15 protein-coding genes and 1 pseudogene are annotated in these 12,960 nt (G+C 56.4%); 14 read left to right on the top strand and 2 right to left on the bottom strand.

Going from position 1 to position 12,960, the window contains the following annotated elements; all coding sequences use genetic code 11:
* Positions 1–57: 57 nt before the first annotated feature.
* Entirely contained in the window at positions 58–507 is a 450-nt protein-coding gene (locus MID00_RS01620; RefSeq protein WP_035270761.1) for a MarR family winged helix-turn-helix transcriptional regulator, read from the bottom strand.
* A gap of 181 nt (positions 508–688) precedes the next feature.
* On the opposite strand from MID00_RS01620, the pseudogene aceE reads away from it, so the two are divergent.
* The 3 genes and pseudogenes from aceE to MID00_RS01605 form a co-directional block, all read left to right on the top strand.
* A pseudogene (aceE, locus tag MID00_RS01615) lies at positions 689–2,038 on the top strand (pyruvate dehydrogenase (acetyl-transferring), homodimeric type); the annotation flags it as partial.
* 186 nt (positions 2,039–2,224) lie between these two features.
* Positions 2,225–3,169, top strand: coding sequence for an alpha/beta hydrolase (locus tag MID00_RS01610; RefSeq protein WP_254499577.1), 945 nt, complete (start codon positions 2,225–2,227; stop codon positions 3,167–3,169).
* Between the two features lie 64 nt (positions 3,170–3,233).
* Complete coding sequence (locus MID00_RS01605; protein ID WP_009457575.1) at positions 3,234–3,692, top strand: GNAT family N-acetyltransferase; 459 nt, start codon at positions 3,234–3,236, stop codon at positions 3,690–3,692.
* Positions 3,693–3,825: 133 nt separating this feature from the next.
* On the opposite strand, the gene htpX is transcribed toward MID00_RS01605, so the two are convergent.
* Entirely contained in the window at positions 3,826–4,707 is an 882-nt protein-coding gene (gene htpX / locus MID00_RS01600; RefSeq protein ID WP_009457574.1) for a protease HtpX, read from the bottom strand.
* On the opposite strand from htpX, the gene MID00_RS01595 reads away from it, so the two are divergent.
* The 11 genes from MID00_RS01595 to rplI all read left to right on the top strand — a co-directional run bounded on the left by MID00_RS01595 (position 4,706) and on the right by rplI (position 12,703).
* On the top strand, positions 4,706–4,864 hold the full coding sequence (locus tag MID00_RS01595) for a hypothetical protein (RefSeq protein WP_155624324.1): 159 nt from the start codon (positions 4,706–4,708) through the stop codon (positions 4,862–4,864). The genes htpX and MID00_RS01595 overlap by 2 nt on opposite strands.
* Before the next feature lie 89 nt (positions 4,865–4,953).
* Positions 4,954–5,862 carry a DMT family transporter gene (locus MID00_RS01590; protein ID WP_250756911.1) on the top strand — a complete coding sequence of 303 codons (909 nt, stop codon included), beginning with the start codon at positions 4,954–4,956 and terminating at the stop codon, positions 5,860–5,862.
* Positions 5,863–5,866: 4 nt separating this feature from the next.
* Positions 5,867–6,706, top strand: coding sequence for a sulfurtransferase (locus MID00_RS01585; protein ID WP_254500285.1), 840 nt, complete (start codon positions 5,867–5,869; stop codon positions 6,704–6,706).
* Between the two features lie 179 nt (positions 6,707–6,885).
* Positions 6,886–7,152: an exodeoxyribonuclease VII small subunit gene (locus tag MID00_RS01580; protein WP_003802451.1), complete on the top strand. Its 267-nt coding sequence runs from the start codon at positions 6,886–6,888 to the stop codon at positions 7,150–7,152.
* Between the two features lies 1 nt (position 7,153).
* Positions 7,154–8,062: a polyprenyl synthetase family protein gene (locus MID00_RS01575; RefSeq protein WP_022983568.1), complete on the top strand. Its 909-nt coding sequence runs from the start codon at positions 7,154–7,156 to the stop codon at positions 8,060–8,062.
* Between the two features lie 113 nt (positions 8,063–8,175).
* Positions 8,176–10,041, top strand: coding sequence for a 1-deoxy-D-xylulose-5-phosphate synthase (gene dxs / locus MID00_RS01570; protein ID WP_254499576.1), 1,866 nt, complete (start codon positions 8,176–8,178; stop codon positions 10,039–10,041).
* 149 nt (positions 10,042–10,190) lie between these two features.
* The gene (folE2, locus tag MID00_RS01565) at positions 10,191–10,994 is read left to right on the top strand and encodes a GTP cyclohydrolase FolE2 (RefSeq protein WP_022983570.1); all 804 of its coding nucleotides are present in this window, start codon (positions 10,191–10,193) and stop codon (positions 10,992–10,994) included.
* 143 nt (positions 10,995–11,137) lie between these two features.
* Positions 11,138–11,536 carry a 30S ribosomal protein S6 gene (gene rpsF / locus MID00_RS01560; protein WP_009457573.1) on the top strand — a complete coding sequence of 133 codons (399 nt, stop codon included), beginning with the start codon at positions 11,138–11,140 and terminating at the stop codon, positions 11,534–11,536.
* 13 nt (positions 11,537–11,549) lie between these two features.
* Positions 11,550–11,867 (top strand): primosomal replication protein N, encoded by a 318-nt coding sequence (gene priB / locus MID00_RS01555; RefSeq protein ID WP_009457572.1) that lies wholly within the window; start codon positions 11,550–11,552, stop codon positions 11,865–11,867.
* 89 nt (positions 11,868–11,956) lie between these two features.
* The gene (gene rpsR, locus MID00_RS01550; RefSeq protein ID WP_003802444.1) at positions 11,957–12,229 is read left to right on the top strand and encodes a 30S ribosomal protein S18; all 273 of its coding nucleotides are present in this window, start codon (positions 11,957–11,959) and stop codon (positions 12,227–12,229) included.
* 18 nt (positions 12,230–12,247) lie between these two features.
* Positions 12,248–12,703: a 50S ribosomal protein L9 gene (gene rplI, locus MID00_RS01545; protein WP_009457571.1), complete on the top strand. Its 456-nt coding sequence runs from the start codon at positions 12,248–12,250 to the stop codon at positions 12,701–12,703.
* Positions 12,704–12,960: the final 257 nt, after the last annotated feature.

Below are 12,960 nucleotides of genomic sequence, written 5' to 3'. Positions count from 1 at the left end.
TAAATAATAGCCCAGCGCCTCTTACAAGCGTGAGCCTCAGGTATCAGTTAGACACATCTAGGTGTTGGAGGATTGCCGCGCTTGTCGGGCAGCCTGATCCAGCCCGTGTGCAAACTGCGTTTGTTCCTGATCGGAAAAGGCCGACAGAAACAGCTCCTGCACAGCGCTTTGGTAGATCTGCCACATCTGTTTGCGCAAGGCCCGGCCTTCATCCGTGATGCTGGCAAAGGCGGCCCGACCATCTTCCGAGGAACGACTGCGCTGGACCAGCCCCTGGGCTTCCAGCCGGTCGATCAGTCGCGTCAGGTTATAGCGTTCTATGACCAGTCGATCGGCCAGCTCATGCATGCGACGGGTCCCCTCCGGTCCGCTTTCCAGTCCCCACAACACGTCGTACCAGGCATAGGGTGGCAACTTTTCGGCAGCCAGTCTGCGTTCGATTTCTTTCAGGATGCTGCGGTGCGCGCGCACAAAGGAAAACCACAGATCCGTGTCGGAGCGACTCATCGTTCTTTCCCCCAGGAATTTATTTTTTAGTTGCAATTGCAATCGTATGGGTGAGGGTCTGTCCTGCCCTGCGTCTTGTTCAGGCCGTGAGGACGTCGCGTGGCGGATCCGGCCTATCCACCTGGAGATTGTTATGAATCACGCTTTGCAGATCGCAGATGAGGACCCGCAAGAGACGACTGAGTGGCTGGAACTGGTAGCGGATTTGTCGGACGACGACATCTGGGCCCTGGCCCGTGGTGGTCACGATCCTGACAAGGTCTACGCCGCTTATGCCCAAGCAGCACGTAACAGCCATGGCGGACCGACCGCAATTCTGGTGAAAACCGTGAAGGGTTTTGGTATGGGCGAGGCCGGTGAAGGCCAGAACATCAATCACCAGCTCAAGCAAATGAGCGCGGATGCCGTGCGTGCTTTCCGGGATCGTTTCCTGCTACCTGTTTCGGACGAGCAACTGGAAGCCTTGCCTTATCTGCGCCCCGAGCCAGGCAGCCCGGAAGCGGTTTACTTGCAGCAACGTCGTGCTGCTCTGGGCGGTTTTGTGCCATCGCGCAGAACTTCCGTTCCGGCCTTGGCTGTTCCCGCACTGGACAGTTTTGCCGCACAGTTGAAGGGTACGGGCGAGCGTGGTCTGTCCACGACCATGGCCTTTGTGCGTATTTTGAGCACCTTGTTGAAAGACCCGGTGCTGGGCAAATTGATTGTGCCCATCGTGCCGGATGAATCGCGCACCTTCGGGATGGAAGGTCTGTTCCGCCAGATTGGTATCCACTCTTATTTAGGGCAGTTGTACACGCCACAGGATGCTGGCCAGTTGAGCTATTACAAAGAAGCCAAGGACGGGCAGATCTTGCAGGAAGGCCTGAATGAGTCCGGGGCAATCTCCTCCTGGATTGCAGCAGGCACGGCCTACAGCAATCACGGTGTGCCCACGATTCCGCTCTTTTGACCCCACCTTCTCCTATGAGCTGGCCGTGATCATGCAGGATGGTGTTCGTCGCATGTATCAGGATCAGGAGGACGTGTTCTATTACATTACCGTGCTCAATGAAAACTACCCGCATCCCGAGATGCCGGAAGGGGTGGAGCAGGGCATTATCAAAGGGCTGTATCTCTTGCAGGCGGGACCGCAGCAAAAAGCCAAGGCCCCGCGTGTGCAGTTGATGGGCAGTGGCTCTATCTTGATGGAGGTGCTGGCTGCCGCACAGTTGCTGCAAGAGGACTTTGGTGTGGCCAGCGATGTGTGGAATGCGCCCAGCCTGAACCAACTGCGTCGTGATGGCCTGGATACGGAGCGCTGGAACACCTTGCACCCGGAAAGCGAGCCGCGTATCCCTTATGTGCAGTCTTGCCTGGAAGGGCATGCAGGCCCGATTGTGGTTGCCACGGATTTGAAGTGGACCGGCACTTTATCGTGGTCTCGGCCTTGAAGGCCTTGGCCGACGAAGGTTCGGTGCCACGCTCGTTGGTTAGCGATGCTTTGCAGCGCTATCAAATCAATCCGGAAAAGACCAATCCCATGAAGCCTTGAGTCTTGCCAGTCCGGTCGTCTTTTTGGGCAAATGGCGACCGGCGGCGGGACACCAGCCAGCAAAGGGTGTGATGGCTTGATGTCTCCCCCGGTCAGGTCAGCTCTTTGCTGGCTGGTCCCTTTTCATGGCGGCGAGTCCGCCATTTTTCTCCATCAAATCTTCATCATTCTGTGCCACAGTGCGGCATGGATTATTCAATTTCTCTGGCCCGCCTGGCGGGCCTTGCTATCTCTGGGGGCGTGGGCAGCCAGGCTTATGCTCAAGCGCAGCCACATGAATTGGCGCGTGCAGATGGCAGCACCATTCATTATTATGTCCAGCCTGCCATCGCCCCTCAAGAAGGTGTGCATGAGCTGCTTCTGATTGTGCAAGGCTCGGATTGCAATAGCGTGGCGCACAAGAAAGTTGTTTGGGAAACCCTGGCCAAGGCTCGTCCACAAGCCCAGGTGCTGGCGGTGGAAAAATATGCGCTGACGGCCGCGCTGCCTGATAGCGACGATCCCGAGCGTAGCGACTGCCCGACAGACTATATTCAGCGCGACCAGCCCCAACAGCGTGTGGCTGATCTGGAGGCGGTTTTAAAACAGCTGCAAAGTCAGACCCGCTATGACAAGCTTTTTGCCTTGGGTGGCAGCGAGGGAGCGGTGATTGTTCATTTGCTGGCGGCCCAGACTTCGCATCTGGATGCGGCCATCAGTTTTAATGGCGGCGGGCGCTGGTTCCAGGATGATGTGCTCTATAGCGCCTCGATCCAAGAGATGCCGGCTGCCGACAAGCAAGCCATGCTTGATGGCTTGGGCGAATTTTTGAGGCAGGCCAGGGCCGGCTTGGATACTCGGATGAGCGGACATGGACGCGATTGGTGGCAGCAGATGCTGAATCTGGATCAGGCCGAGGTGCTGCGACGGATTGCTATCCCCACTCTGGTGATTCAGTCCGGGCGCGATACCTCGGTCTCGCCGCAAGCCGCTGCCCAGATGGTGGCACTGGTGGATAACCCGCATGTGGTGTGGCGCAGCTATTCCGATCTGGACCACGTCATGACGCAGGCCGATGGCAGCTCGGCCATGCCCCAGGTCGTGGGCGACATTGCCCAGTGGTTGAGCCAACTCAACACTGACACCCCTTAAGTCTTTTGTATGGTCGATGACGTGATGATTTGCCGTCATTGCCCTTTTTATATTGGAGTAGTGAATGAGCAAGATAGTCTTGCGCGCTGCAGTGCCTGATGACGCCCGCGAATGCCTGCGTATCCGGGGACTGACTCGTGAAAATGCTTTTTCTGAAGAGGATCTGGCCGCCTTGGGAGTTACCGCCGAAAGCTGGGCCGCAGGTATTGAGGATGGTAGTTGCCCCGGCTATGTGGCCCTGGTCGATGAGCAGATGGCTGGCTATTGCTTCGGTGATAGCGAGAGCGGCGAGATCATGGTGCTGGCGCTGTTGCCCGACTATGAAAGCCTGGGTCTGGGCCGTCGTTTGCTGACACAGATGATGCAGGACTTGCAGGGGCGTGGTTTTACGCGCCTGTTCCTGGCTTGTAATAGTGATCCTCAGGTGCGCTCCTATGGTTTCTATCGTCATTTAGGCTGGACCGAAAGCGGCCAGCGTGATGAGTTCGGTGACGATATTTTGGAATATCACTTTGCTGATTAGGTTTGGATCTGTGTGTGGCCCTTTGTCCGGCAGCCGATACGCTAAGTTTGCGCCAAGGTATAAAAAACGCCCCAAAAGCCTGTGTGCTTTTGGGGCGTTTTATTTGGCTGTGCCGTTCAGGCCGCCTGGGATCTTAGACTGATTGAGCGCTTTGCAAAGCCTGAATACGTGCAGCGATAGGAGGGTGGGAGGCGAAGATCGCACTGATCGAACGACCACCCGAAATACCGGAGGCTTCAAAGTTCTTGGGCAGTTCGCCAGGAGCCATGCCGCCCAGACGGGCCAGCGCGTGAATCATGGGCTGACGCGAACCCAGCAACTGAGCGGAACCGGCATCAGCACGGTATTCACGCTGACGCGAGAACCAGGCCACGATGATGGAGGCCAGCACGCCAAAAATCAGCTCAAACACAAAGACCGAGGCGTAGTAACCCATGCCCACGTCGCGATCATTGCGCAGTAGCACGCGGTCAACAAAGTAGCCGGCCAGACGGGCCAGAAAGATCACAAAGGTGTTCACCACGCCTTGGATCAGGGTCAGGGTGACCATGTCGCCATTGGCAATGTGGGCAACTTCGTGGCCGAGCACCGCCATGACTTCTTCTTCGGTCATGCCGCGCAGCAAGCCGGTGGACACGGCGACCAGAGCATCATTCTTGAAAGCGCCGGTGGCAAAGGCATTGGGCTCGCCTTCGTAAATGGCCACTTCGGGGCGGCCAATACCGGCACGGTCGGCCAGTTGGTGCACGGTATCGACCAGCCAGGCCTCTTCGGCATTGGCGGGGGCATTCGGGTCAATGACACGGGCGTTCACGCTTTGCTTGGCCATCCATTTGCTCATCAGCAAGGAGATAATGGCGCCGGTAAAACCGACCAAAGCCGAGAAGATCAGCAATTGAGTCAGGTCCAGACCTTGCGCGTTCAGGTAACGTCCCACACCCAAAATATTCATGGAGGCGCTGAGCACCAGCATGACGGCCAGGTTGGTGATTAAGAAAAGGACAATTCGTTTCATGAATGCGGATTCCGGTGTAACAGAAAAAATCGTGATCGTGAGAACACGATCTGCGCGAATTTTAGCCTTGATTCCAGGCGTTAAAATAAAATATTCAGCTTTTAGTCAGCTTCCGGGCAAGATAGTTTCTTGCGCCGAGGTTCTTGCTGTTGCGTAAGTGGTCTGGATATGGGGTTACCGGTCCACTTTTACAAGGTGGGGAGTATAGTAGTGGCTTTCCCTTATTACTGAACCTGGTTTGATCACATGCAGTCATTATGGATGCTGGTAGCCTGCGCCATGTTTGCCATTATGGGGGCCTGTGTCAAAGTGTCCGCCGATGCCGGGGCGTCGATGGCGCAAATTGTTTTGTTCCGGGGTGTGCCCTCGGTTCTTCTTCTGGTGTTCTGGGCTAAAAGCCGTGGTTTGAGGCTGGCTCCTCAAAGCTGGAAACTGCATATCCGGCGTAATGTCTCCGGGGTCAGTTCCATGTGGCTGGGCTTTCTGGCTCTGGCTAATCTGCCCTTGTCCACCGCGGTCAGCCTGAACTACACCGCTCCCTTGTTTATTGCTTTCTGGATGCTTGCCTGGGGGGGCACCCAGCGTGACCCTGTGCGTCTGATTGCCGTGTTGTTGGGCTTCATGGGCGTGATCGGTGTCCTGCGCCCCAGCATTACGCCAGACCAATGGTGGGCCGCCATGCTGGGCCTGTGTGCCGGCGCCTTGAGCGCGGTGGCCATGATGCAGGTACGCGCTCTGGGGCGCTCTGGCGAGCCGGAATGGCGCACCGTGCTGCTGTTCTCCTGTTTTGTCGTCTGTTCCAGCCTGGTTGGACTTTTGTGGGAAGGCTGGCGCGAGCTGAGCTGGCGCGCGTGGTTGGCCTTGCTGGGCGTGGGCCTGTCCGGTTTGTTCGGGCAATTGACCATGACGCGTGCTTTTGGCTTGGGTTCGGCCTTGTTGACCGCAGCCTTGCAATACACCACCATTATTTTCGCCGCCCTGATTGGCATTGCTTTCTGGGGGGATGTGCCTGACTGGTTAGCCTGGGCAGGTATGGCATTGATTATTGGGTCTGGTCTGTTGTCGGCCTGGCGTACCTACAGCGAGGATCGTATCTTGCGAGGTCAGGCCGCGACAGCGGAGCAGGCTCCCGTCAAGGAGGCAGAACGTGTTTGAATTTCTGATTAGCGCAGAGCAAGTCCAGGCCAATCTGAATAATTCGGAGTGGCTGATTCTGGATGTACGCCATGATTTGGCCGACCACCAGGCAGGGCGACGCGCTTACGAACAGGGGCATATTCCGGGTGCCGTGTTTCTGGATCACGAGCTGGATCTGGCGGCACCCAAGACGGGTCTGAATGGCCGTCATCCTTTGCCCAGCCGTCAGGAGCTGACGCAGCTTTTGCAGAAAAACGGCTTGCGTGATGGTATGCAGGTCGTGGTCTACGACGCCCAAGGTTCTTTATTCGCCAGCCATATGTGGTGGATGCTGCGCTGGTTGGGGCATCCTCAAGTCGCCATTCTGGATGGGGGCTGGCAGGCCTGGCAGCAGTTGGGCGGAGCCGAAGAAAGCGGCCCGGCCAAGCCTGTACCAGCAGCTGCTAAATTGAGTGTGCCTGAGCAGGCTGCCATGCCTACTGTGCAGACCGAGCAGGTACTGAAAAACCTGTCCAAACCTATCTTTACCGTATTGGACGCACGTGCTGCCGAGCGATATCGCGGTGACGTGGAACCGATGGACCCGGTCGCAGGTCATATCCCCGATGCGCTTAACCGGTCGCATCTGAATAATCTGGGTGAACAGGGGCGTTTCAAACCGGCCGATCAGCTGCGCCAGGAGTTTCAGGACTTGCTGGGAGCGATTTCGGCAGAGATGGTTGTGCACCAGTGTGGTTCCGGTATTACAGCTTGTCACAATCTTTTTGCCATGGAGTTGGCCGGTTTGTCTGGCTCCAGCATTTATCCCGGCTCCTGGAGTGAATGGGTCAGTGACGCCAGCCGACCTGTTGCGCGCAGCTAGTTCAACGCCCTGAGTTTCTGGTGCTGAGAAAGCCGCTCCGGAGCGGCTTTTTTGCTGTGGAGCGGTCCCAAAGTAGAAAGTACTCCTTGGGAAGGGCAGCAAGCCGCCGCCTCCCGTACAATGCCACTTCCAATTGGGTCTCAGCCAGTCCTGACGGCCCTCATTGATCAGGAATAGTTATGGTTAAATCTCGCGATGATAATCAAAGCGCCCAGGCGCCAGCCCAGCAGGATTTCGAGTCCGCTCTGGCACAACTGGAAGCGCTGGTCGCTCGCATGGAAAGCGGGGCATTGCCGCTGGAGCAGGCTTTGCAGGCTTACGAGCAGGGCGTGGAGTTAGCCCAATTGTGTCAGCGCAAGCTGGACCTTGCACAAGAACAAGTCAGCGTATTGCAAGGCAATCTGCTGCGCCCCTTGTCCGGGGATGAAGCTGTTGGAGATAGTTAAGATGAGTTCTACCAGTTTTTCTGATTGGCTGCAGGCGCGGGTTGAGCAGACTGAGACCGTACTGGAACAATTGCTGCCCCCTGTCAGCCAGGAACCTGCTCGTTTGCACGAAGCCATGCGCTACTCCGTGCTGGGTGGTGGCAAGCGCGTGCGCGCTGCCTTGGTGTATGCCGCCGGTGAGGCTGCCTTGCAAGGCAAGCCCATGGCCGCTGCCCAATTGAAAGCCCTGGAGCTGGCAGCGGCAGCGGTGGAATTGATCCACGCCTACTCGCTGGTTCACGATGATTTGCCGTGCATGGACGACGACAAATTGCGTCGTGGTCGCCCGACCACCCATGTTCAGTTTGATGAAGCCTGCGCCATGCTGGCTGGCGATGCCTTGCAACCCTTGGCCTTTGAGTTATTGGCACAAATGCCGATTGCCCCTGCGCTGATTGTGCAAGCCATTACCCAGTTGGCGCAGGCCGCCGGCAGTGCCGGTATGGCCGGTGGTCAGGCTATTGATTGCGCCAGCGTGGGCATTGCCCTGGACCGTGATCAGTTGCAAGAGATGCACAGCATGAAAACCGGCGCCATGTTGCAAGCCAGCGTTTTGCTGGGTGGTATTGTGGCGGGTGCTTCCTCTACCGTGCGTAATGGTTTGGAAGAGTACGCCCAGGCTGTGGGTCTGGCCTTCCAGGTCGTGGACGATATTCTGGATGTGACGGCTGATACCGCCACGCTGGGCAAGACGGCTGGCAAAGACGCCGCCGATAACAAGCCCACCTATGTCTCCATCCTGGGTATGGACGGATCGCGCGAGTTGCTCGGTGCTCTGAATGAGCAGGCCCAGTTGGCCTTGCGTCCTTTGGGACCTGCTGCGGCACGTCTGACACAACTGGCTGATTACATCGTGGGTCGCAATCATTAAGCGACGCGGGCCTGTGCTACTTTGGCACAGGCCGCGAAGCGTTTTACAATAGCCGATTGGCGATTGTTTTTAGACAGTCGTTTCACTTATTTGCCCGGATAGACGTCTTTAGTATGACAACCGTTTCCCTAGAGCAGATCCAGTCTCCCGCCGACTTGCGCCAGCTTGATCAACGTGATCTTCCCGAGCTGGCACGACAACTGCGCGAGTTTGTTCTGCAATCCGTATCCAAAACCGGTGGGCATTTGTCGTCCAATCTGGGCACGGTTGAATTGACCACTGCCTTGCACTATGTGTTCGAGACTCCCCACGACCGTATCGTGTGGGATGTGGGTCACCAGTCCTATCCGCACAAGATTCTGACAGGCCGCCGCGATCAGATGAGTGGTTTGCGTCAGCAAGATGGCATCTCCGGTTTTCCCAAGCGCTCCGAGTCCGAGTACGACGACTTTGGTACGGCGCATTCCTCAACCTCGATTTCCGCGGTACTGGGGATGGCCGTGGCCTCGCGCAATGCCGGGATCGAGCGTCAGCACATTGCCGTGATCGGTGATGGCGCGATGACGGCCGGTATGGCGTTTGAAGCCCTGAACAATGCTGGTGTAACGCCCGATGTAAATGTGCTGGTGGTGTTGAACGACAACGACATGTCGATCTCGCCGCCGGTGGGCGCCTTGAATCATTATCTGGCCCGCCTGATGTCGGGCCGGTTCTACGCCGCTGCCAAGAATGTAGGCCGTACTGTCTTGCAGCATGTCCCGCCTGTGCTGGAACTGGCGCGCAAGTTTGAAGGCCACGCCAAGGGGATTCTGTCTCCGGCCACGCTGTTTGAAGAGCTGGGTTTTAACTACGTGGGCCCGATTGATGGTCACGATCTGGATGCGCTGGTCTCTACCTTGAGCAATCTGCGTGATCTGGGTGGTTTGCAGTTCCTGCATGTGGTGACCCGTAAAGGGCAGGGCTACAAGCTGGCTGAAGCCGATCCGGTGCTCTACCACGGTCCAGGCAAATTCGATCCTTCTGTGGGTTTGGTCACGCCTACGACCAAGCCGCGCCCTACCTTTACACAGATTTTCGGTCAGTGGTTGTGCGATATGGCCAGGCAGGATCAACGTCTGTACGGTATTACTCCCGCCATGCGTGAAGGCAGTGGCATGGTGGAGTTCGAGCAACAATTCCCCCGTCGTTATTTTGATGTGGGCATTGCCGAACAGCACGCCGTGACCTTTGCCGGTGGCTTGGCCTGTGAAGGGCAGAAGCCGGTTGTGGCGATTTACTCTACCTTTTTGCAGCGCGGCTACGATCAACTGATTCATGATGTAGCCCTGCAGAATCTGGATGTCACTTTTGCGCTGGATCGCGCCGGTATTGTGGGCGCAGACGGGGCAACGCATGCCGGTAATTACGACATCGCCTTTCTGCGCTGCATTCCGAACATGGTGGTGGCCACGCCGTCGGACGAAAACGAAACCCGCTTGTTGCTGACCTGTTGCTATCAGCACCCAGGGCCCAGCTCGGTGCGCTATCCGCGCGGAGCGGGTATCGGTGCTGAAGTGGATCAGGAGCTCCATACCGTGCCGCTGGGCAAGGCCAATCTGCGCCGTCAGGGCAAGAATCTGGCCATTCTGGCTTTTGGTCCCGTGTTGCACGAGGCGCTGAAAGCAGCCGAGGTTCTGGATGCCACCGCGGTAGACATGCGTTTTGTAAAACCTATGGACGAAGCCTTGCTGCAAGAGCTGGCACAAGGCCATCAGGCATTTGTTACCGTGGAAGAGGGCTGTTTGATGGGGGGCGCAGGCAGTGCGGTGCTGGAGTTTGTCAGTCGTGAAGCGCTGGTGATGCCGGTATTGCAACTGGGCTACCCCGACGAATTCATCGACCACGGCGATCAGAAGAAAATTGCTCAGGATCTGGGTCTGGATGCCGCCGGCATCGAGCGCTCCATTCGTGCACGTTTCTCAAGTTTGCTTGAGGCGTGAGGCAATTTCTGCACAGTTTAGGGTTTAAATACCCCAATATGCGCGTTCTTATTAAGGTTATCGAACCTCGTGTGCGATAAGCGTAAGATAATAATTCATTATTGTTTTTATTTACGGTTGCGGCTCTGTCGTAGCTGAACCTGATGGATATGAATACAGTGTCGGAATCGCCTTTGGCCATGCCAGATGTGCAAAGCAGCACGGATACACGCCGTGTTGCGATTCAGCGCGTGGGTGTGCGCGGGGTGCGGCATCCGATGATGCTGGACCTGCAGGGGCAGGCCGTGCCCACCGTGGCGCAATGGGAGTTGACGGTGGCCTTGCCGCCCGAAGAAAAAGGCACCCATATGTCGCGCTTTGTCGCTTTGCTGGAAGAGTACCGCCGTCAAGCCATGACGCCCGCCGGTTTTGTGCAGATGGCCCAGGCCATGTTGCCTTTGCTCAATGCCGGACGTGGCGACATGACAGCCACCTTCCCCGTTTTCCTGGAAAAAGTGGCGCCCGTATCCGGTGTGGCCAGCCTGATGGATTACACCGTCAGCTGGACAGCACGTGTCGGTGTGGATGCCCAGCCCGAATTTGAGTTGTCCGTACTGGTTCCGGTTACCAGCCTGTGCCCGTGCTCCAAGGCCATTTCGGAGTACGGTGCGCATAATCAGCGCTCGCACGTTACCGTGCAGGCCGTGTTTGCGGATCCGGCTACGCTGGACTTGCCTACGCTGATCAAATCGGTTGAAGAGCAGGCGTCCTGTCAGCTGTGGGGCTTGCTCAAGCGCACTGACGAAAAGTACGTTACCGAATACGCGTACGACAATCCCAAATTCGTCGAAGATCTGGTGCGTGATGTAGCCGTCAGCGTGCGCAGCTTGCCCGGAGTGTTGCGTTATAGCATCGAAGCCGAGAATTTTGAGTCGATTCATAATCACTCTGCCTACGCAAGCGTGCAGGGCTAAGGCTTTCGGCTTGTCAGTCAGCCTTTCTTGGTGCTAGTATCTATGGTTTCTTGCTCGACCCGGATTGAATGGGCGGGCTGTCGCGCTTGGTGCCTGACTGGTTTTACAGCGGGTAGTAGGCGATATCCACAAGGAGTTGTTCCATGCGTCACTACGAAGTAGTGTTCATTGTGCATCCCGATCAAAGCGAGCAAGTGCCCGCCATGATCGAGCGCTATTCGGCGATTGTTACTTCCGAAGGCGGTGCTATTCATCGTCTGGAAGACTGGGGCCGCCGTCAACTGGCTTACCCAATCCAGAAACTGGTCAAGGCTCACTACGTGTGCCTGAACATCGAATGCGGTCAGTCCACCCTGGACGAGCTGGAGCATTCCTTCCGCTACAACGACGCTATCTTGCGTTACCTCATCGCTGGCACGAAGAAAGCCCCTGAAGGCGCTTCGGTCATGATGAAGTCCGTCGAACGCGAAGAAGCACGTAAAGCAAGTACTGAAGCCAGCGCTCCTGCAGCCGCTGAAGCCGAAGCTCAAGCTGAAGAGTAATAGCTCCGACTACGTGAACCAGTTCTCTCTTGCCGGTCAGCTTGTCGACATCAAGCCCTTGCGTTATACGCCGGCTGGTGTCCCAGCTCTGGAATTGGTCCTGGAACACGAATCTTCCGTAATGGAAGCCGGTCACTCCCGGCAAATCGCTTTGACGATGCAGGTAGTGGCTTTGGGAAATAATGCATTGGGTCTGGCAGACACTCCTTTGGGAGCCCGTTTGCAGCTACAAGGTTTTATTGCCCCAGCCCGTAAAGGTTCGACGCGTCTGGTGCTGCATGTACAGCAATATCAGCGTCACTTTCCGGGACAAGGCTCTGTTACGGTTTGACTGGTCTGGCTCGATCGTCGCGAAGTGTTCAACACCTCGCTTCACACTGAATTCTTCCGGGTATAGCCCGGTTACTAACGAGGCACAAAATGGCTTTCCGTAGAGGCAAAGACAAAAAACGCAAATTTGCACAACAGAACCCACTGTTCAAGCGCCGCAAATTCTGCCGCTTCACCGTCGCTGGCGTTGAAGAAATTGATTACAAAGATCTGGACACCCTGCGTGATTTCATCCAGGAAAATGGCAAGATCATCCCTGCACGTTTGACGGGCACCAAAGCTCACTACCAGCGTCAGCTGGACACCGCTGTCAAGCGCGCTCGTTTCCTGGCGCTGTTGCCGTACACCGACAACCACAAATAATCCAGAGGAACCTTAGTCATGCAAGTTATTTTGCTCGAAAAAGTCGCCAACCTGGGTAATCTGGGTGACGTTGTGCGCGTACGTGATGGTTACGCCCGTAATTTCCTGCTGCCACGCAAAGTTGCTCGCCGTGCTACGGCTGCCGCTCTGCAAGAGTTCGAAGCACGCCGTGCCGAACTGGAAAAGCTGCAAGCTGAAAAGCTGGCCGCTGCTCAGGCTCAGAACGAAAAGTTGAACGGCCAAGCTTTCACCCTGGTTCAAAAAGCCGGCGTGGACGGTCGTTTGTTTGGTTCCGTGACCACCATGGACATCGCCAATGCATTGCAAAATGCCGGCTTTGCCGACCTGGTCAAGACTCAGGTTCGTCTGCCAGACGGTCACCTGAAAGCCATTGGCGAGTACCCCGTTCAGGTTGTTCTGCACCCTGACGTGATCGCTGAAATCAACGTTGTGGTTCAAGGCGACGTAGCCTAAGACTAGCGCGTTGACGCATGGTACATTCTTTCATGGAGTGTATCTGCCAAGCTCAAAAAAGCCGGTGCAAGCCGGCTTTTTTGTTTTCTCTTCATTCTGTTTGAAGAGAGCCAGCACGCCTGCGGCGTGACTGTATTGCCGCATTCGGTCCTGTCAGCCCAGCACGCTGTTGAGCCTGACTGTTCTGACCCCAGATACACATACTGTTCAAGCCCGCACAACACATTCTGTTGGCTGCGGCGTCGATTTTTTTCCTT

Source organism: Alcaligenes sp. NLF5-7, from assembly GCF_024266725.1.
GTDB classification, from domain to species: domain Bacteria; phylum Pseudomonadota; class Gammaproteobacteria; order Burkholderiales; family Burkholderiaceae_B; genus Alcaligenes; species Alcaligenes phenolicus.
Note: the sequence above shows the minus strand (reverse complement) of the source record. Positions and strands in the feature narration are given on the sequence as shown.

What these genes read in the sequence shown, in the direction of transcription:
- folE2 (WP_022983570.1), top strand. Translation starts at nt 10,191, where the DNA reads ATGAATACAGTGTCGGAATCGCCTTTGGCCATGCCAGATGTGCAAAGC.
- dxs (WP_254499576.1), top strand. Translation starts at nt 8,176, where the DNA reads ATGACAACCGTTTCCCTAGAGCAGATCCAGTCTCCCGCCGACTTGCGC.
- MID00_RS01590 (WP_250756911.1), top strand. Translation starts at nt 4,954, where the DNA reads ATGCAGTCATTATGGATGCTGGTAGCCTGCGCCATGTTTGCCATTATG.
- rplI (WP_009457571.1), top strand. Translation starts at nt 12,248, where the DNA reads ATGCAAGTTATTTTGCTCGAAAAAGTCGCCAACCTGGGTAATCTGGGT.
- htpX (WP_009457574.1), bottom strand. Translation starts at nt 4,707, where the DNA reads ATGAAACGAATTGTCCTTTTCTTAATCACCAACCTGGCCGTCATGCTG.
- rpsF (WP_009457573.1), top strand. Translation starts at nt 11,138, where the DNA reads ATGCGTCACTACGAAGTAGTGTTCATTGTGCATCCCGATCAAAGCGAG.
- rpsR (WP_003802444.1), top strand. Translation starts at nt 11,957, where the DNA reads ATGGCTTTCCGTAGAGGCAAAGACAAAAAACGCAAATTTGCACAACAG.
- MID00_RS01575 (WP_022983568.1), top strand. Translation starts at nt 7,154, where the DNA reads ATGAGTTCTACCAGTTTTTCTGATTGGCTGCAGGCGCGGGTTGAGCAG.
- MID00_RS01620 (WP_035270761.1), bottom strand. Translation starts at nt 507, where the DNA reads ATGAGTCGCTCCGACACGGATCTGTGGTTTTCCTTTGTGCGCGCGCAC.
- MID00_RS01610 (WP_254499577.1), top strand. Translation starts at nt 2,225, where the DNA reads ATGGATTATTCAATTTCTCTGGCCCGCCTGGCGGGCCTTGCTATCTCT.
- MID00_RS01580 (WP_003802451.1), top strand. Translation starts at nt 6,886, where the DNA reads ATGGTTAAATCTCGCGATGATAATCAAAGCGCCCAGGCGCCAGCCCAG.
- MID00_RS01595 (WP_155624324.1), top strand. Translation starts at nt 4,706, where the DNA reads ATGAATGCGGATTCCGGTGTAACAGAAAAAATCGTGATCGTGAGAACA.
- MID00_RS01605 (WP_009457575.1), top strand. Translation starts at nt 3,234, where the DNA reads ATGAGCAAGATAGTCTTGCGCGCTGCAGTGCCTGATGACGCCCGCGAA.